General features: G+C 75.0%; 12 protein-coding genes. 10 read left to right on the top strand and 2 right to left on the bottom strand.

Translation table 11 applies throughout. From position 1 onward, the window contains the following. Positions 1–63 precede the first annotated feature (63 nt). The 3 genes from ACFW6A_RS15545 to ACFW6A_RS15555 all read left to right on the top strand — a co-directional run bounded on the left by ACFW6A_RS15545 (position 64) and on the right by ACFW6A_RS15555 (position 3426). The gene (locus ACFW6A_RS15545) at positions 64–618 is read left to right on the top strand and encodes a helix-turn-helix transcriptional regulator (RefSeq protein ID WP_351845526.1); all 555 of its coding nucleotides are present in this window, start codon (positions 64–66) and stop codon (positions 616–618) included. A gap of 403 nt (positions 619–1021) precedes the next feature. Next, the gene (locus ACFW6A_RS15550) at positions 1022–1717 is read left to right on the top strand and encodes an alpha/beta hydrolase (RefSeq protein WP_386640986.1); all 696 of its coding nucleotides are present in this window, start codon (positions 1022–1024) and stop codon (positions 1715–1717) included. A 143-nt stretch (positions 1718–1860) separates the two neighbouring features. Beyond that, positions 1861–3426: an amino acid permease gene (locus ACFW6A_RS15555; RefSeq protein WP_351845531.1), complete on the top strand. Its 1566-nt coding sequence runs from the start codon at positions 1861–1863 to the stop codon at positions 3424–3426. A gap of 27 nt (positions 3427–3453) precedes the next feature. On the opposite strand, the gene ACFW6A_RS15560 is transcribed toward ACFW6A_RS15555, so the two are convergent. Beyond that, on the bottom strand, positions 3454–4149 hold the full coding sequence (locus tag ACFW6A_RS15560) for a helix-turn-helix domain-containing protein (RefSeq protein ID WP_351845533.1): 696 nt from the start codon (positions 4147–4149) through the stop codon (positions 3454–3456). Between the two features lie 185 nt (positions 4150–4334). Between ACFW6A_RS15560 and ACFW6A_RS15565 the strand changes: the two genes are divergently transcribed. The 6 genes from ACFW6A_RS15565 to ACFW6A_RS15590 all read left to right on the top strand — a co-directional run bounded on the left by ACFW6A_RS15565 (position 4335) and on the right by ACFW6A_RS15590 (position 15317). Continuing rightward, positions 4335–5162, top strand: coding sequence for an urea amidolyase associated protein UAAP1 (locus ACFW6A_RS15565; protein WP_351845535.1), 828 nt, complete (start codon positions 4335–4337; stop codon positions 5160–5162). Next, positions 5159–5812, top strand: a complete 654-nt coding sequence (locus ACFW6A_RS15570) for an urea amidolyase associated protein UAAP2 (protein WP_351845537.1) — start codon at positions 5159–5161, stop codon at positions 5810–5812. Before ACFW6A_RS15565 ends, ACFW6A_RS15570 begins: the two co-directional genes overlap by 4 nt. After that, a complete protein-coding gene (gene uca, locus ACFW6A_RS15575; RefSeq protein ID WP_351845539.1) occupies positions 5809–9396 on the top strand; it encodes an urea carboxylase in 3588 nt (1195 codons plus the stop codon). Before ACFW6A_RS15570 ends, uca begins: the two co-directional genes overlap by 4 nt. Further along, a complete protein-coding gene (atzF, locus tag ACFW6A_RS15580) occupies positions 9393–11078 on the top strand; it encodes an allophanate hydrolase (protein WP_386640992.1) in 1686 nt (561 codons plus the stop codon). Before uca ends, atzF begins: the two co-directional genes overlap by 4 nt. A 326-nt stretch (positions 11079–11404) precedes the next feature. Further along, positions 11405–12625, top strand: a complete 1221-nt coding sequence (locus ACFW6A_RS15585; protein WP_386640995.1) for a metallophosphoesterase — start codon at positions 11405–11407, stop codon at positions 12623–12625. A 298-nt stretch (positions 12626–12923) separates the two neighbouring features. Then, positions 12924–15317, top strand: coding sequence for a bifunctional serine/threonine-protein kinase/ABC transporter substrate-binding protein (locus ACFW6A_RS15590; RefSeq protein ID WP_351845545.1), 2394 nt, complete (start codon positions 12924–12926; stop codon positions 15315–15317). Positions 15318–15557: 240 nt separating this feature from the next. Here the strand turns inward: ACFW6A_RS15590 and ACFW6A_RS15595 are convergent, their stop codons facing one another. After that, positions 15558–17387, bottom strand: coding sequence for an alkyl sulfatase dimerization domain-containing protein (locus ACFW6A_RS15595; protein WP_351845547.1), 1830 nt, complete (start codon positions 17385–17387; stop codon positions 15558–15560). A gap of 294 nt (positions 17388–17681) precedes the next feature. Between ACFW6A_RS15595 and ACFW6A_RS15600 the strand changes: the two genes are divergently transcribed. After that, positions 17682–18869, top strand: a complete 1188-nt coding sequence (locus tag ACFW6A_RS15600) for an acetyl-CoA C-acyltransferase (protein ID WP_386641000.1) — start codon at positions 17682–17684, stop codon at positions 18867–18869. Positions 18870–18908: the final 39 nt, after the last annotated feature.

Raw genomic sequence — 18908 nt, forward strand, 5'->3', positions numbered from 1 at the left:
GTGCCGTCAGGCGTCGTCGACCAGGGAGAACGGCGCCTCGGGGCGGAAGGACGGGACGGACCCATGGAGGCCGCGAACACACCTCGCGTGGGCGGCGCCGTACGCCGCCGCCGACGGGCACTCGACCTGACGCTCGCCGACGTGGCCGGGCGCAGCGGGCTCTCCTCCCCGTTCCTCAGCCAGATCGAGAACGACCGGGCGCGCCCCAGCATGCGGTCGCTGCAGCGGATCGCGGACGCGCTCGGCACCACGGCGGTCCAGTTGCTCGCGGCCTCGGACGAGACCCGTGCGGTCGACGTGGTCCGCGCCGGCGACGACAGCGGCCTCGACCGGGAGGCGCGCGTCCGGCCGGTGGTGCGCGGCCGCCACCAACTGCACGCGCTGGAGTTCACCGGCGAGCACGAGGCGGACCGCGAGTTCCGGCACCGCAACGACGAGCTGGTGTACGTGGCGGACGGCGCGGTGGAGGTGGAGGCCGACGGCCGGGTCCACCGGCTGAGCCGCGGGGACAGCCTGCTGCTGTCCGGCGGCGTCCGCCACCGCTGGCGCTCCACGGAGCCGGGCTCGCGGGTCCTGGTGGTCGCGGTCGGCGACCACGTGGAGGTCCTGGAGTCCTGACGGGGCGAGGCCGCACGCCTGCCCGCCCCGTCCGCCGCGCCTGCGGGCGCCGCCGTCCGGTGCGCCTCCCGGCCCGGCGCGCTCACTCCCTTGGACGGCTCGGCGCGCCACCGGCTCCCGGGACCGCGAGACTCGCTCCCGGTGGTCCCGTATCCCCTCCCAGGAGCCCGCATGCCCCGTCCCGCCCGGACGCGCCCGCCCGGCGTCGCTCCGTCCTCGGACCCGCCCCGCCGGTCGCCGTCGCGGGAACGGAGCGCTTCGAGGCCGAGCGTGCCGGCTCGCGGGCGGTGGGGCCCGACTCCTCGCACGTCGCCGTGAGGTCCCGCCCCGGGACCGTCGCCGGCCCGGTCGACGAGGCCGCCGGGACCGCCCGCCGACCCCCGCACCGAGAAGGAAGAGAACCATGACCGACAAGCCCACCATCGTCCTCGTCCACGGCTTCTGGGGCGGCGCCGCCCACTGGGCGAACGTCATCGTCGAGCTGAACAAGCGCGGTTACGACAGGATCCGGGCCGTCGAGAACCCCCTCACCTCCCTCGCCGACGACGCCGAACGCACCCGCAAGATGATCCGGCAGGTCGACGGCCCCGTCGTCCTCGTCGGCCACTCCTACGGCGGCGCCGTCATCACCGAGGCCGGCGACCTGCCGAACGTGAAGGCCCTCGTCTACATCGCCGCCTTCGCCCCGGACGCCGGCGAGAGCCCGGGCGGGATCAGCCAGGAGAACCCGCCCGCCGCGTTCGACGACATCGCCCCCGACTCCGACGGCTACCTCTGGATCAAGCCCGAGAAGTTCCACGAGAGCTTCGCCCAGGACCTCTCCCCCGACGAGGCCCTCGTCATGGCCGTCACCCAGAAGGCCCCCGTCGGCTCCACCTTCGGCGACGAGGTCACCGCCCCCGCCTGGCGCAACAAGCCCGTCTGGTACCAGGTCTCCACCCAGGACCGCATGATCCACCCCGACAACGAACGCCGCATGGCCCGGCGCATGAACCCCCGCAAGACCATCGAACTCGACGCGAGCCACGCCTCCCTCGCCTCCCGGCCCCAGGCCGTCGCCGACCTCATCGAGGAAGCCGTCCGCGAGACCTCCGGCTGAGCCGGACGCCGGGCGGGGCGCCACGAGAGCAGTCACTAACGGACGGGACACGGCCGCGACACGCGGCGGAAACGGGTCGTCCCTAATTTCTGTCAACCGACAGGAATTAGGGACGACCCTCACCTCCGCGACAGGGGCCCGCCATGACCGTGACCACCGATCCCGCACGACCGGCGTCTCCCCCGCCCGGGGACGGCGACGCACTCGCCTCGTTCGGCTATCCCCAGGAACTGCGGCGGCGGATGGGGCGGTACGCCTCCTTCGCCGCCGGGTTCTCCTTCATCTCCGTGCTGACCACGGTCTTCCAGTTCTTCTCCCTCGGCTACTCCTTCGGAGGGCCGCTCTTCTTCTGGACCTGGCCCGCCGTCCTGGCCGGGCAGCTCCTCGTCGCCGCCTGCTTCGCCGAGCTCGCCGCCCGCCTGCCCATCGCCGGGGCGATCTACCAGTGGGCGAGCCGGCTCGGCACCCCCGCCTTCGGCTGGTACGCGGGATGGATCATGGTGACCGGGCGGATCGTGGTGGTGGCCGCCGCCGCGCTCGCCCTCCAGGTCGTCCTGCCCGCCGTCTGGCCGGGCTTCCAGATCGTCGGCGGCGACCCGTCCCCCACGACCACCAGCGGCGCCGCGAACGCCGCGCTCCTCGGCCTCGTCCTGCTGGCGCTCACCACCCTGCTCAACGTCCTGGACAACCGCGCGCTGTCGGCCGTCAACACGGTCGGGGTCACCGCCGAGATCGGCGGTGTCGTGCTGATCGTCACCCTGCTGGCCACCCACGCCGAGCGGGACCCCGGCATCACCCTGCACACCGGCGGGCAGGGCGGGCTGATCACGGCGCTCCTGGTCGGATCGTTCACCGCCGCATACGTCCTCATCGGCTTCGAGAGCGCGAGCGAGATGAGCGAGGAGACCGTCGACCCCCGGCGCACCGCGCCCCGGACGACCCTCACCGCCCTCACCACCTCCGGCATCTGCGGCGGACTGCTCCTCCTCGGCGGGCTGCTCGCCGCGCCCAGCCTCACCGACGGCCGCCTGGCGACCGAGGGGCTCGGCTACGTGCTCACCAGCACCCTCGGCGACGGCCTCGGCCGCGTCCTGCTCGCCGACGTGGCGCTCGCGGTCTGCGCGGCGACCCTCGCCATCCAGACCTCGGCGACCCGCATGCTCTTCTCCATGGCCCGGGACGGCGTCCTCCCCCGGTCGGCGGCGCTGGCGCGGGTGCCGCGGAGGACCGGGATGCCCGGCACGGCCGCCGTGGTGGCCGGCGTCGGCGCTGCGCTGCTGCTCCTGCTCAACCTCGCCTCCCCGCAGGCCTTCCTCGCCATCGGCACCACGTGCATCGCGATGGTGTACCTGGCGTACGCCATGGTGACCGGCCCGATGCTGGTCCGGCGGCTGCGGGGCGAGTGGCCGCCCCCGGCCGGCGGCGAGCGGGACGAGCGGGGCCGTCCGCTGTTCTCGCTCGGCCGCTGGGGAGTCCCGGTCAACGCGCTCGCGCTCGTCTACGGCCTCTTCATGGCGGTGAACCTGGCCTGGCCTCGTGCCGAGGTGTACGACCCCGAGGGCGGCCACTGGTACTTCCGGTGGTTCACCGTCCTGGTCCTCGCGGCGACGGTCGCGGCGGGGGCGGCGTACCGCCGGTACCGCCGGCGCCGGGAGGTTCCGGGGCGGGACGCCCCCGCGCGGCCGGAGCCGGAGCCCGTACGCACCTGAGCCCGGGCCGTGCCCGGGATCCGCGGGTCAGAGCCGCGCCGCGAGGAGCCCCTGCCCCTCGCGGCGCAGCCGTGCCAGGAAGCGCTGCGGCACGCCGGCCACCCGCAGCGCGGCGTCGGCCGTCGCCCCGGCGAGGGCCCCGGGGTCGCGGTCGGGGTCGGCGCGGCGGATGAGGATCACGCTCTCGGTGAGACCGAAGAGGAGGTCCGCGCGGAGCGTCAGCTCCTCGGGGGCGAGGTCGGCGCCGGGGGCGGTGGCGGAGAGCAACCCCGTGTAGGCGGACTTGAGTTCGCTCCTGAGCCGGTGGAAGCCGGCGAAGCGCTCCGTCCCGACCTCGGGCAGCAGGTAGAGGGCGCCGAGGTTGTGCGGGCCCTGGCACAGCAGCGCCGCGTCGGAGTGGCACAGTGCCCACAGGCGCGCCTCCGCGGACGCCTCCGCGCGCGACACGAGCCCGGCCGCCACCTCCAGCGAGGGGCGCACGGTCCCCTCGAGCAGCTCGGCGAGGATCGCCTCCTTGCCGTCGAAGTAGTGGTACAGGGACGCCTGCCGCAGCCCCGCGCGTTCGGCGACGGCCCGGGTGGAGGTCGCGGTGTAGCCACGGGTGGTGAACAACTCGGCCGCCGCGGCGAGGACTTCGTCGCGCGGCTCCGGGCCGCCCGCCGGGCGCTGCTGGGCCCTCGGGCGGCCGACTCTCCTGCCGGCGGGCGTCTTCGGCGTACTCACTGCGCGATCTTCGCACAGGGCCCGCGCCCCATCCGGGGCCGGGCCGCGGGGGTGAGTTCCAGGTAACCGGGCGGAAACGCACGGGCAACGGCCGCGAAGCGCCCGCTGCCTAATTTCTGTCGAGCGACAGAAACTGATCCCGGACCGGAGGCCGAGCCATGGGGACACCCTCAGCTCCACCGCCCATGACCGCATCGACGTACGGCGCGCGCGCACACGCCCGCGCCCAGGAGGGCACGAGGGCCGACGCCATGCCGGTCGTCCCGGCGAGCGACTGGCCGGAACCTCCGCCGGGCGCCGGAGCCGGCGACGTCGTCTGGGCCGAGACCGTGGCGGGCGGCGGCTACACCCACAAGGTCCTCGCCCGGGGCACCGAGCTGCGGCTGACCGACCTCACCGGCGACGCCTGCGCGCACCTCCTGCTCCACTGCGCCGACCGCCCGTGGGAGCGGCTGAACACGGCCGACACCGTCAAGGTGCTCTGGAACGCCTACCTCGGCGAGGGGCACCTGCTCCTTTCCGACCAGGGCCGGGTGCTCGCCTCCGTCGTCGAGGACACCTCCGGCCGGCACGACGCCCTCACCGGCACCTCCACCCTGGCGCGGAACACCGCGCGGTACGGCGACGGCACCCCGCACTCCGCCTCGCCGGCGGGCCGCGAGCTGTTCAAGCTCGCCGCGCTCAAGAACGGCCTCGCCCCGCGCGACCTCCCGCCGTCCGTCTCCTTCTTCCAGGGGGTGCGGATCGCCGAGGACGGCACCACCGGGTTCACCGGCTCGGCGGGCCCCGGCGCGTCCGTCACGCTCCGCGCCGAACAGGACGTCACCGTCCTCCTCGCCAACGTGCCGCACCCGCTGGACCCGCGCCCGGAGTACACCTGCGGGCACCTCCGGGTCGTGGCGTACCGGTCCCGCCCGACCGCCCCGGGCGACGCCCTGTGGGACGCCACCCCCGAGGGCCGCCGGGCCTTCCTCAACACCGTCGACCACCTCACCGCCCGGGGGCTCGCATGACCGCCACCTCCCCGCCCGGCCGCGTCGTCTCCGACGACACCGTCCCCGCCCGCGCCGCCTGGTCCGCCGTCGTCCGCAAGGGGCAGCTGCTGACCGTCACCGACCTGCACGGCAACCAGGCCGCCGACTTCCTGCTCTACGACGCGCACGACACCGCCGTCCGCTACAGCGCCCCCGACACGATCCAGGCCCGGGGCAACGTCTTCCTGACCACCGGATCGGTCCTGCTCTCCACCGAGCACACCCCGCTGATGACGGTCGTCGAGGACACCTGCGGCCGGCACGACACCCTCGGCGGCGCCTGCTCCAAGGAGTCCAACACCCTCCGCTACGGCCACCACACCTGGGCGCAGCACGCCTGCGTGGAGAACTTCCTCGCCGAGGGCGCCAAGCACGGACTCGGCAAACGCGACCTCGTCTCCAACATCAACTGGTTCATGAACGTGCCGGTCGAGAAGGACGGCACGCTCGGCATCGTCGACGGGATCTCGGCCCCCGGCCTGAAGGTCGTGCTCCGCGCCGAGACCGACGTCCTCGCCCTGCTCTCCAACTGCCCGCAGATCAACAACCCCTGCAACGGGTTCGACCCCACGCCCGTGCGCATGACGATCACCGAGCCCGTCGCGGGCGACGAGGACGGCACCCGATGACCTTCGACACCCTGCTCGTCGCCAACCGCGGCGAGATCGCCGCCCGGATCATCCGCACCGCCCGGACGCTCGGGCTGCGGACCGTCGCCGTGTACTCCGACCCGGACCGGGGCACGGAGCACGTCCGGCTGGCCGACGAGGCCGTCCGGCTCGGCCCCGCCCCGGCCAAGGAGTCGTACCTCGACGCCGACCTGGTGCTGAAGGCCGCCGAGGCCACCGGCGCCGGCGCGATCCACCCCGGCTACGGCTTCCTGTCCGAGGACGCCGCCTTCGCGCGCCGCTGCGCCGACGCCGGCGTCGTCTTCGTCGGCCCCACCCCGGAGCAGCTGGAGCTCTTCGGCGCCAAGCACACCGCCCGGGCCGCCGCCGAGGCGGCGGGCGTCCCGCTCGCCCCCGGCACCGGCCTCCTGCCCGACGTGACCGCGGCGCTCGCCGCCGCCGACCGGATCGGCTATCCGGTGATGCTCAAGGCGACCGGCGGTGGCGGCGGCATCGGCATGCGGGCCTGCCACGGCCCCGCCGACCTCGCCGACGCCTGGGACCGGGTGCAGCGGGTGGCCGCCGCCTCCTTCTCCTCCGCCGGGGTCTTCCTGGAGCGGCTCGTGGAGCGGGCCCGCCACGTCGAGGTGCAGGTCTTCGGCGACGGGCGGGGCAAGGTCGTCACCTTCGGCGACCGCGACTGCTCGCTCCAGCGCCGCAACCAGAAGGTCCTGGAGGAGGCCCCCGCCCCCGGCCTCCCGGACCGCGTCCGGCGCCGGCTCGCCGAGGCCGCCCGGGACCTGTGCGCGTCGGTGGACTACCGCTCCGCCGGCACGGTCGAGTTCGTGTACGACGCCGCCCGCGAGGAGGCGTACTTCCTGGAGGTCAACACCCGCCTCCAGGTCGAGCACCCGGTGACCGAGGCGATCCACGGCGTCGACCTCGTCGCCTGGATGCTGCGCCTGGCCCAGGGCGACACCGCCGTCGTCACCGAGCCCCCGCCGCCCCGGGGGCACGCCGTCGAGGCCCGGATCTACGCCGAGGACCCCTCCCGCGACCACCGTCCCAGCGCCGGACTGCTGACCCGCGTCGCCTTCCCCCGGGACGTCCGCGTGGACGCCTGGGTGGAGACCGGCACCGAGGTCACCACCGCCTACGACCCCATGCTCGCCAAGGTGATCGCGCACGGCGCCGACCGCGCGGAGGCGCTCGACCGGCTCGACGCGGCCCTCGCCGCGACCCGCGTCGACGGCATCGAGACCAACCTCGGCCTCGTGCGCGCCGCCCTCCGGCACTCCGGCGTCCGCGCGGCGACGCACTCCACCGCCACCCTGGCCACGGTCACCGACCCGACCCCGCGCGTCGAGGTCGTCGCGGCCGGCACCCTGACCACCGTCCAGGACTGGCCGGGCCGCACCGGCTACTGGCAGGTCGGCGTCCCGCCGGGCGGCCCGATGGACGACCTGTCCTTCCGGCTCGGGAACACCGCCCTCGGCAACGACGAGGGCGCCCCCGGCCTGGAGTGCACCCTCCAGGGCCCCTCCCTGCGGTTCACCCGCCCCACCACCGTCTGCGTCACCGGCGCCCCCGCCCGGGTGACGGTCGACGGCACCGCCGTGCCGCAGTGGGAGCCGGTCACCGTCGACGCCGGGCAGACCCTCGCCGTCGGCGCGCCCACCGCGCACGGCCTGCGCACCTACGTCCTGTTCGCCGGCGGTCTGGACGTGCCGGAGTTCCTGGGCAGCGCCGCCACCTTCACCCTCGGCCGGTTCGGAGGGCACGGCGGCCGCGCGCTGCGCCCGGGCGACGTCCTGCACGGCGGCGAGGCCCGTACGGAGACCTCCGTCGTGCCCCTCGACGACCGGCCGGCCTTCGGCGCCACGTGGTACGTCGGCGCGGTCGAGGGGCCGCACGCCGCCCCCGAGTTCTTCACCGAGGACGACGTCCGCGACTTCTACGCGGCGGACTGGAAGGTCCACTTCAACTCGGCCCGCACCGGCGTCCGCCTCGTCGGCCCCAAGCCGCGCTGGGCCCGCGCGGACGGCGGGGAGGCGGGCCTGCACCCCTCCAACATCCACGACACGCCGTACTCGGTCGGCGCCGTCGACTACACCGGCGACATGCCCGTCCTCCTCGGCCCCGACGGCCCCTCCCTCGGCGGGTTCGTCTGCCCGGCGACGGTGGTCACCGGGCAGCGCTGGAAGCTCGGCCAGCTCCGCCCCGGCGACACCGTCCGCTTCGTCCCGGTGACCCCCGGGGCGGCCGCCGCCCTGCGCCGCGCCCCGGCGGCGGAACCCCGCGCCGACCGGCCGCCCCTGGGCGACGGGGGCGTCCTCGCCCGCCTGCCGGAGACACCCGCGCGCCCCTCGGTCACCTACCGGCGCAGCGGCGACGACAACCTCCTGGTGGAGTACGGCCCGATGCAGCTCGACCTGGCGCTGCGGATGCGCGTCCACGCGCTCGCGGAGGCGCTGGCCGCACGCGGGCTCCCCGGCGTCCTCGACCTCACCCCGGGCATCCGCTCGCTCCAGATCCAGACCGACCCGGACGTGCTGCCGCAGCGCGACCTGCTCGACGTCGTGTTGCGCGTGGAGGAGGAACTGCCCGCCACCGACGACCTGGTGGTGCCCAGCCGGGTCGTGCACCTGCCGCTGTCCTGGGACGACCCGGCGACCCGCGAGGCCATCGAACGGTACGTCGCGGGCGTGCGCGACGACGCCCCCTGGTGCCCGTCGAACATCGAGTTCATCCGCCGCGTCAACGGCCTGGACACGGCCGACGACGTGTACCGGACCGTCTTCGACGCCGAGTACCTGGTCCTCGGCCTGGGCGACGTCTACCTCGGCGCGCCCGTCGCCACCCCGCTGGACCCCCGGCACAGGCTGGTGACGACCAAGTACAACCCGGCGCGCACCTGGACGGCGGAGAACTCGGTCGGCATCGGCGGCGCGTACCTGTGCGTCTACGGCATGGAGGGTCCCGGCGGCTACCAGTTCGTCGGCCGGACGACCCAGGTGTGGTCGCCCTGGCGCCAGCGCGGCGCCTTCGAGGCGGGCAGGCCCTGGCTGATGCGCTTCTTCGACCGCATCAGGTGGTACCCGGTCGGCGCCGACGAACTCCTGGAGCTGCGCGCCGACATCGTCTCCGGCCGCTTCGTCCCGAGGACCGAGGAGGGCACCTTCTCGCTCGCCGCGTACCGGGACTTCCTCGACGCGAACGCGCCCTCGATCGCCGCCTTCCGGGCCCGGCAGGGCGCGGCCTTCCAGGCCGAGCGCGACGCCTGGGAGGCGGCCGGCGAGTTCGCCCGCGCCGAGGCGGCGGCCGAGACCGCCCCGCCGGCGGTGAAGGTCGCGGTGCCGGAGGGCGGCCGGCTGGTCGAGGCCGACTTCACCGCATGCGTCTGGCAGGTCAGCGTCGAGGTCGGCGACCGCGTGTCGGCGGGTCAGCAGCTCGTCGCCCTGGAGGCGATGAAGATGGAGTCCCCCGTGACGGCCCCCGCCGAGGGCGTCGTCGCGGAGATCCTGATCAGGCCGGGCAGCCAGGTCGAGGCGGGCACCGCCCTCGTCGTCCTGGCCCCCGTCGAGACCGCGGAGGTGACGGTGTGAGCACCGCGCTGGAACGGGTGCGGGCCGCGTACGCCCGCATCGCGCAGGTGGACCGCCCGGAGGTGTGGATCGACCTCCGCCCCCGGCAGGACGCGGAGGCGGAGGCCGCCGCGATCGACGCGCGGACCGCCGCCGGGGAGCGCCTGCCGCTGGCCGGGACGGTCCTCGCCGTGAAGGGCAACATCGACGTCGCCGGCCTCCCGACCACCGCGGGCTGCCCCTCGTACGCGTACCGGCCCGAGGCCGACGCACCGGCGGTGGCACGGCTGAGGGCGGCCGGGACGGTGGTCCTCGGCACCACCAACCTGGACCAGTTCGCGACCGGCCTGGTCGGCACGCGCAGCCCGTACGGGGCGGTCCGCAACGCCGTCGACGCGGCGTACGTCTCCGGCGGGTCCTCGTCCGGGTCGGCGGTCGCGGTCGCCCTCGGTCTGGTGGACCTCGCGCTCGGCACGGACACGGCGGGTTCCGGCCGGGTGCCGGCCGCCTTCAACGGCGTCGTGGGGCTCAAGCCGACCCCCGGTCTGGTGCCGACCGAGGGCGTCGTCCCCGCCTGCGCGTCGCTGGACTGCGTGACGGTCTTCGCCCGTACCCTCTCCGAGGCCGAGCGGGCCCTGTCCTTCATGGCGGCGCCGGCGGAACCCGTCGCCGCGCCGCCGCGGCGCCCGGGGCCGTGGCGGATCGGGGTCCCGGACGCCCGGCGGCTCGGCGAGCTGGACGGGGGCTGGGCGGAGGCGTACGAAGCGGCGGCGGCCCGGCTCGCCGACGCGGGCGCCGAACTGCTGCCCGTGGACCCGGAACCGTTCACCGAGGCCGCCGCGATGCTGTACGAGGGGGCGTTCGTCGCCGAGCGGTACGCGGCCGTCGGCGCCTTCGTCGACGCCCACGCGGGCGAGCCGGACCTCGACCCGACGGTGGCCGGGATCGTCTCCGGGGCGCGCGACGTCCCGGCCCACCGCCTGTACGCGGACCGGGAGAGGCTGGCCGTCCTGCGCACCCGGGCGCTGGCCTCGCTCGGCGACGCGGACGCGCTGCTCCTGCCGACCGCACCGGGGCACCCGACCCTCGCGGAGGTCGCGGCCGACCCGCTGGGCGCGAACGCCCGGCTCGGCCGGTTCACCAACTCCACCAACCTGTTCGGTCTCGCGGCGGTCGCCGTCCCGGCGGGCGAGGTGGCGGGCCGGCCGTTCGGCGTCATGCTGATCGGCCCGGCCCACACCGACGAACGCCTCGCCCGGATCGCCGCCCCGCTCGCCTCACCGCCCCTGCGTCTGGCCGTGGTGGGCGCGCACCTCACCGGACAGCCCCTCAACGGTCAACTGCCGTCTCTCGGCGGCCGGTTCGTCCGCTCGACCACGACGGCGCCCGCGTACCGGCTGTACGCGCTGGACACCACGCCCCCGAAGCCCGGTCTGGTCCGGGTCCGCGAGGGCGGCGCGGCGATCGAGGCCGAGGTGTGGCGGCTCCCCGCCGAGGGGCTGGGCGCGCTGGTGGCCGCCCTCCCCCGCCCGATGGCCCTCGGCAGCGTGGAACTCGCGGACGGCACCTCCGTCCCCGGCTTCCTCTGCGAGCCCGAGGCCCTCGACGGGGCCCGGGAGATCACCGCCCACGGCGGCTGGCGCGCGGCGCTCCCCTCGCTCGCCGGTCTCCTGGAGTCCGGGCGCGCCCTTCCCCGCGAGTGAGGCGCCCGAAGGAGCCCCGAAGAACACGGGCCCCGGCGGCGTCCGGAGCCGGCCCCGGCCGGCTCCACCGGCGGTCCTCGTGGTCGGAGCGACACGGCCGCCGGCCCGGCGGCCGTCCCGAGCGGACCCTTTGAGGCCCGGGGGCAACCCGTTCCGCCACGGCGGACAATGGGGTCTCCGGCCGGCAGGGCCGGAACGGAAGCAGCGCGTGGGCGGCGGCCCGTGTCGAAGCCACCGGTGGACGGACGGCACGGCGGACGTGCCGCCGCCGTCGCCCGGCTCCGCCGCTCGCGCGGTCCGCCGGACGGAACCTGAGGAAGGAAAACGTGACAGAGGCCAGCGACACCCGATCAGCCGTCCAGGAGGCCCCGGGGGCGTCACCGAGCAGGTTGCGGCGTCTGATGCGCCACGTCCCCCTGATCGCCCCCGTCCTCCTGTTCGCCGTTCCCTGCTGGGTGCTTCTGTACGGCGGCCAGAACTGGCCGCTGCCCGCCACCCTGTTCGGCACCGGCCTGTTCGTCCTCGGTCTCGTCGGGATGCCGTTCGCGATGGCGCGCGGCCACGGACGGCGGCAGCAGGACCGGGCGGCGATCGTCGGCGACACCCTGCTGGGCGCGAGCTGGGTCCTGTTCACCTGGTCCGTCCTGCTCGGCGTCCTCCTGCGGCTCGCCCTGACCGTGGCCGGCGTCGGCGAGGGCCAGGACCGGGCCCGGATCGTCACGTGGGCCGTCCTCGGCGTCACCGCCGTACTGCTCGGCTGGGGATACGCCGAGGCCCGACGCGTGCCGCGCGTGCGCCGACTGGAGGTGCGGCTCCCTCGCCTGGGGCCCGGCCTCGACGGCTTCCGCGTCGCCCTCATCACCGACACCCACTACGGCCCGCTGGACCGGGCCCGCTGGTCGGCCCGGGTGTGCGAGACGGTCAACGGCCTGGAGGCCGATCTGGTCTGCCACACCGGTGACATCGCGGACGGCACGGCCGAACGCCGCCGCGCCCAGGCCACACCGCTCGGCACCGTGCGGGCGACCCGGGCCCGTGTCTACGTGACCGGCAACCACGAGTACTACAGCGAGGCCCAGGGCTGGGTCGACCTGATGGACGAGCTGGGCTGGGAGCCGCTGCGCAACCGCCACCTGCTGCTCGACAACGGAGGCGACACCCTCGTGGTCGCCGGCGTCGACGACGTCACCGCCGAGTCCTCCGGCCTGGCGGGCCACCGCGCCCACCTCGCCGGAGCCCTCCAGGGCGCCGATCCCGACCTGCCCGTCCTCCTGCTCGCCCACCAGCCCAAGTTCGTCGACCAGGCAGCGGCCGCCGGCATCGACCTCCAGCTCTCCGGCCACACCCACGGAGGCCAGATCTGGCCCTTCCACCACCTGGTCCGCCTCGACCAGCCCACCGTCGCCGGCCTCAGCCACCACGGCGCCCGCACCCTCCTCTACACCAGCCGCGGCACCGGCTTCTGGGGGCCGCCCTTCCGCGTCTTCGCCCCCAGCGAGATCACCCTGCTCGTCCTCCGCTCCCCGCAGCGGTCGGCCTCTTCGTGAGCCGCCCTCGTCGTCAGCCGCCCTCGTCGTCAGCCGTCCTTTCGTCATCCTTCCGTCACGTGGACGGTGGTCCGTCGCCGGAACCCGGCGGCAACGACCACGGCCGTCTCCGCGCACGACGCGGTCACGGAGGCGGAGGCCGTACGCCGGCGGCGGAGCCTCGGGAACGCGGTCTGCGCCGGCCTCCGGCGCGGCCCCCGGGCCGGCTCCCGCCGCCCCTTCTCCTCTTCGCCGTCGGGGGCGTGTTCCAGCCGTCTTTCCCTCACCCGGTCGGCTCATCAGGATCTAGAGTGTGCGCGTGACCGAGGAGAACCACGCACTCATCGCCGGCCGCTACCGGCTGGTCGAACGTATCGGCCAGGGCGGCATGGGCCGGGTCTGGCGCGGCCTCGACCAGCAACTCTTCGGGCGCGAAGTCGCCATCAAGGAGATCCTCTTCCCTCCGGGCATGACCGAGGCCGATCGCGAGGCGCTGCTCAGGCGGTTCACCGGTGAGGCGCGCGCAGCGGTCACTCTCAGCCACCCGGGGGTCATCACCGTCCATGACGTCGTGGAGCACCGCGGCGCCCCCGTCATCGTCATGGAGCTGATCCGCGGCCGGTCCCTGGCCTCCGAGATCCGCAGCCGCGGCCGGCTGCCCGTGGGGCGGGTGGCGGAGATCGGCGCCGCCGTGCTCGACGCGCTGACCGAGGCGCACGCGGCGCGGATCGTCCACCGCGACATCAAGCCGGACAACGTGCTCCTGGCCAAGGACCGGGTCGTCGTGACCGACTTCGGCATCGCCCACCTCGCCGACGCCACGACCAAGCTGAGCCACAGCGGGATCGTCATCGGCACCCCGCAGTACATGCCGCCTGAGCAGCTCGACGGCAAGCGCCCGACTCCTGCCAACGACCTCTGGGCGCTCGGCGCCACCCTGTACCACGCCGTCGAGGGGCGGACCCCGTTCGAGGCGGAGGGACTGCACGCCCTCGCCGTGGCCGTGTTCACCCGTCCGCACCGGCCGCCGGTGCACGCGGGGCCGCTCGCCCCGCTGCTGGACGCGCTGCTCGCCAAGGACCCGGCCGAGCGCGTGGGCGCCGCGGAGGCGGCCGAGATGCTCAGGGTCGTACGGGGCGCCGCCCCCTCCCCCGGCGTCCCCGGCCGCAGGCCCGGGACGCCGGGGGAAGCCGAACCGGGCGGTGGCCCGGGAGCGGGACCCGCTCCCGGCCCGGAGCCGGCGCCGGTGCCGGACGCGCCGGTGGAACCGTCCTCCACCCCGACACCGTCCGTGCCGACCCCCACCGTTCCCGACTCCTCCGGGAGCGGCGCGGGGCCCGCGCGTCACCACGTGCCCGACCGCCCGACTACGCCGCCGGTCGTCGTGGCCCCGGACGAACAGCCGCCCACCCTCGACGCGACGGCCCCGCCGGAGCGGGGCGACCGGACGGCAGGGGGGCACCGGGGCCTCACCCGGCGCTCCGCGGTCCTGGGGACGGCGCTCGCCGTGCTCGCCACGGGCTCGCTCCTGACGTGGTCCCTCACCCGCGACGACGACCCGCGGGGCGGCGGGGCGGGCGGCAGCGGCTCGGCGGCTTCCCCCCTCACGGTACGGATCGGGGTGGACGCGCCCCTCAGCGGCGGGCTCTCCTCGATGGGCACCGGCATCAGGAACTCCGCCGAACTCGCGGTCCGGACCGCCAACGAGACCGGACACGTCCCCGGTGTGACCTTCGAGCTCACGGCCCTGGACGACGGGGCCGATCCTGTCAAGGGCGCGGCCAACGCCACCCGCTTCGTGTCCGACGACAAGCTGGTCGGCGTCGTCGGTCCGCTCAACTCCGCCGTCGCCCGCACCCTGGTGCCCGTGCTCTCCCGTGCGGGCGTGGTCAACGTGTCGCCGGGCAACACCGATCCCGCCCTGACCCTGGGCCCCGACTGGGCCACGGGCACCCTCGCCCGTCCGCACTCCACCTACTTCCGGACGATCGGCACGGATGCCGACCAGGGGCCGTTCGCAGCCCGGTACCTGCACGGCGCCGGAAAGACCAGGCTCTACGTGGTCGACGACGCGAGCCCCCACGGAACCGCCGTCGCCTCCGGCCTCACCGCCGCGTGGAAGAAGCTCGGAGGGACCGTCGTCGGCACCGAGCGAGTCGATCCCGCGGAACGCGACTTCGCGGGCCTCGCCCTCAGGGTGCGGTCCTCGGGGGCCGAAGCCGTCTACTTCGGCGGCTACTACGACACCGCGGCACCGCTGTCCCGGCAGCTCAAGCAAGCGGGCGTGACCATCCCCCTCATGGGCGGCGACGGCATCTTCGACCAGGCGTACCTCACCGGGAACCCCCGGGCCGACGGCGACCTCGCGACCCAGATCGGCGTACCGGCCACGGAGTCGGCGGCAGGGCGCGACTTCCTCTCCCGGTACGAGAAGGCGGGCTACACGCAGCCGCCCGGCTGGTACGGCTCCTACGCTTACGACGCGACCTGGGCCCTCATCGAGGCGGTGAAGGCCGTCGCGGAGCCGAACGGCGGCACCCTTGCCGGTGACGTCCGGGCGAAACTGCCGCAGGCGGTCGAGCGCCTGTCCTTCGACGGCGTCACCGGCCCCGTCGCCTTCGACGGCGGCGACGCGGTCGACCGTCGCCTCACGGTGTATCAGGTGGACGGCGGAAGCTGGCAGGCCAGGACGACCGGCTCCTCCACCCCGTGACGGGGCGCCGCTCGACGGCCTCTCCGTGAAGGACGTGGAGCGCCGGCCTGCACACGCTCGGCCAGGACGCGTCCACCCGTCACGAGCCCGGCCGCGCCTACCACCGCGACGGGCTCCGGGGCCCCGTCCGGCCCACCGGCGGCCTCGGCGCACCGGGCAGCGCCGAGGCCTTCCCGGACACCGGAACCCGCGTCGTACCGCCACCGCCCCGGACCGGGTACGACGTGCCGCAGGGCGCCCTCAGGGGGTGACGATCGGGAAGTTCGGGTCGGGCTTCGTCAGGTAGGAGAAGAGGCGGTCGAGCAGGGCGGGGTCCCCCTCGCTCTCCACGCCGTCCAGGCCCCGGCCCGCGAGCACGCCCAGCAGCCGCTCCTTGGTCAGGGTGAGGACGAGGCCGGGCGGGGTGCGGGGGCCGGCGGTCTCGCGGTGGGTGAGGACGCCGTGGTGGAGGGTGAGGCGGTGGCGGGCCCGCTCGGCCTCAGGGTCGGTGACGACGAGGTCGATCGTGAGGTCGTCGTCCCAGGCCCGGGGGCCGTCGATCCGGATGGCGAGGGAGTCGAGCAGCATGGGGACGGTGAGGGCCATGAGCATCTCGGGGCTCGCGAGGTCGACGATCTCGGCCCGGGGGCCGTCGCGGAGCTCCTTCGCGCCCGTGAGGTAGAAGTTGCGCCAGGTGGCGTTCTCGGCGCCGTGCCCGAGGCGGGTGTAGACCTCGGCGAGGGCGTCCCTGGCCTCCCGGTCGTCGGGGTCGGCGAAGACGACGTGGTTCAGGAGGGTGGCGGCGAAGCGCAGGTCGCCCGCGTCGGCGTACTTCCGTGCCTTGGCGATCGCCTCCACGGGGCCGCCGGCCACGTCCACGTAGCGCCGCGCGAGTTCGACGGGCGGGTGCTCCCACAGGTGGGCCGGGTTGCCGTCGAACCAGCCGAGGTAGCGCTGGTACACGGCCTTGGCGTTGTGGCTGAGCGATCCGTAGTAGCCGCGGGCGTGCCAGGCCTTCTCCAGGGCCGGCGGCAGCCGGAGCGCCTCGGCGATCTCGGTGCCGGTGAGGCCCTCGTTCAGCATGCGCAGGGTCTGGTCGTGCAGGTAGGCGTAGACGTCGCGCTGTTCGGAGAGGAAGCGGACCACGTCGTCGTGGCCCCAGGTGGGCCAGTGGTGGGAGGCGAACGCGACGTCGTAGCGGCCGTGGAAGTACTCGATCGCCTCGTCCAGGTACCGGGCCCAGATCCGGGCGTCGCGGACCAGGGCGCCGCGCAGGGTGAGGACGTTGTGCAGGGTGTGCGTGGCGTTCTCGGCGAGGCAGAGGGCGCGGTGGTCGGGGAAGAGGAAGTTCATCTCGGCCGGGGCCTCGGTGCCGGGGGTGAGCTGGAAGACGACGCGGACGCCGTCGACGGTCTCCTCCTGGCCCGTCCGGGTGATGTCCACGGTGGGCGGCACGAGGGAGAAGGTGCCCGTGGAGGTGGCCTGGCCCAGCCCGACGCCGATCTGCCCCTCCGGCGCCTTGGGGAGCATCACTCCGTACATGTAGCTGGCCCGCCGCCCCATCGCCCCGCCGGCGTACACGTTCTCGCTCACGGCGTGTTCGAGGAAGCCGGCCGGGGCGATGACGGGGACGCCCTGCTCGGTGCCGTGCGGGAGGACGCCGCGCGCGCCGCCGAAGTGGTCGCCGTGCGAGTGGGTGTAGATCAGGCCCGTGACCGGGCGGTCCCCGCGGTGCTCCTTGTAGAGGGCCAGGGCGGCGGCGGCCGTCTCGGTGGAGATGAGGGGGTCGATGACGATCACCCCTCGTTCCCCCTCGACGATCGTCATGTTGGAGATGTCCAGGCCGCGCACCTGGTAGACGCCCTCGGTGACCTCGTACAGGCCCTGGCGGGCGGCGAGGCGGCCCTGGCGCCACAGGCCGGGGTGGGCGGTGTCGGGGCACTCGGCGTCCAGGAAGCGGTAGGCGTCGTTGTCCCAGATCACGCGGCCGTCGGCGGCTTCGACGACTCCGGGCGCGAGGGCGGCGACGAAGCCCCGGTCGGCGTCCGCGAAGTCCCGGGTGTCGTCGAAGGAGGGCAGGGGGTCGCTCATGCGCTCGTGCTCCGATCCGCGAAGGGGTGGAAGGGCCGTGAAACATCTCATCACCGGGCACACCGGCCCGCACGTCGCCGACGCGGCGGACGTCCGGCGCGGGCGTCCCGCCCCGCACCCCCGACGGGACTTGACCGGCGGGGCCCTCTCGCGGGAGAGTCCTTAAAACTTGCACTGCTAGTTTTAAGAGCCGTCCACCGTGCGCCTCGAACTTTCCGAAGAGCGGACCGCCGCACACGCCCCCGCCGGCGTCGACGCGTTCTGACCACCTTTACCCTCCCTGGAGCCGAGTCCATGCGTCCCGTGTACTTCGCCGCCGCCCGGCGCACCCCCATCGGCCGCCTGCGCGGCGCGCTGTCCTCCGTACGCCCCGACGACCTCGCCGCTACCGCCATCCGCGCCGTCCTCGACACCGTGCCCGCCCTCGACCCCGCCCGGATCGACGACGTCTACTGGGGCGCCGCCAACCAGGCCGGCGAGGACAACCGCAACGTCGCCCGCATGGCCGTCCTGCTCGCCGGCCTGCCCGACACCGTCCCCGGCGCCACCCTCAACCGGCTCTGCGCCTCCGGCCTCGAAGCCGTCACCACCGCCGCCCGCGCCATCGCCTCCGGCGAGGCCGACATCGTCCTGGCCGGCGGCTCGGAGTCCATGAGCCGCGCCCCGTTCGTCCTGCCCCGCCCCGACCAGGCCCTGCCCCACCAGCAGGAGATCTTCGACACCAAGCTCGGCTGGCGCCTCACGAACCCCCGCATGAAGGAACTCCACGGCGTGCTCTCCATGGGCGAGACCGCCGAGGAGGTCGCCGCCCGGTACGGCGTCAGCCGCTCCCACCAGGACGCCTTCGCCCTGCGCAGCCACCGCCTCGCCGCCGCCGCCCGCAGGGACGGCCTCTTCGACGCCGAGATCGCCCCCGTCACCCTCGCCGACGGCACCGTCGTCCGGGAGGACGAGTCCATCCGCCCCGACACCACCGCGGTGAAACTGGCCGCCCTCAAGCCCGTCTTCCGCCCCGGCGGCACCGTCACCGCCGGCAACGCCTCCCCCATGAACGACGGCGCCGCCGCCCTCCTCCTCGTCGGCGAGGAGGCCCTGCACGACCTGGACCTCGAACCGCTCGGCCGGTACGTCGCGGGCGCCAGCGCCGGAGTCCACCCCGACGTCATGGGCATCGGCCCCGTCCCCGCCGTCCAGCGCGTCCTCACCCGCACCAAACGCACCCTCGACGCCATCGACACCGCCGAGTTCAACGAGGCCTTCGCCGCCCAGGCCCTCGCCTGCGTCCGCGAACTCGGCATCGACCCCGAACGCGTCAACCCCCAGGGCGGCGCCATCGCCCTCGGCCACCCCCTAGGCGCCTCCGGCGCCCGCCTCCTCACCACCCTCCTCCACCGCATGCACCGCACCGGCGACCACCACGGCCTCGCCACCATGTGCGTCGGCGTCGGCCAGGGCACCGCCATCCTCGTCGACCGCGACTGACCGTCCCCCGCGCCTCCCCCGGGCGGGCCGCCCTCGGGC

It is taken from the genome of Streptomyces sp. NPDC058758 (genome assembly GCF_042746075.1).
Classification (GTDB): domain Bacteria; phylum Actinomycetota; class Actinomycetes; order Streptomycetales; family Streptomycetaceae; genus Streptomyces.

Excerpts from the sequence above, each read along its gene's own strand:
- ACFW6A_RS15545 (WP_351845526.1), top strand. The coding sequence starts at position 64 with ATGGAGGCCGCGAACACACCTCGCGTGGGCGGCGCCGTACGCCGCCGC.
- ACFW6A_RS15550 (WP_386640986.1), top strand. The coding sequence starts at position 1,022 with ATGACCGACAAGCCCACCATCGTCCTCGTCCACGGCTTCTGGGGCGGC.
- ACFW6A_RS15555 (WP_351845531.1), top strand. The coding sequence starts at position 1,861 with ATGACCGTGACCACCGATCCCGCACGACCGGCGTCTCCCCCGCCCGGG.
- ACFW6A_RS15565 (WP_351845535.1), top strand. The coding sequence starts at position 4,335 with ATGACCGCATCGACGTACGGCGCGCGCGCACACGCCCGCGCCCAGGAG.
- ACFW6A_RS15570 (WP_351845537.1), top strand. The coding sequence starts at position 5,159 with ATGACCGCCACCTCCCCGCCCGGCCGCGTCGTCTCCGACGACACCGTC.
- uca (WP_351845539.1), top strand. The coding sequence starts at position 5,809 with ATGACCTTCGACACCCTGCTCGTCGCCAACCGCGGCGAGATCGCCGCC.
- ACFW6A_RS15595 (WP_351845547.1), bottom strand. The coding sequence starts at position 17,387 with ATGAGCGACCCCCTGCCCTCCTTCGACGACACCCGGGACTTCGCGGAC.
- ACFW6A_RS15600 (WP_386641000.1), top strand. The coding sequence starts at position 17,682 with ATGCGTCCCGTGTACTTCGCCGCCGCCCGGCGCACCCCCATCGGCCGC.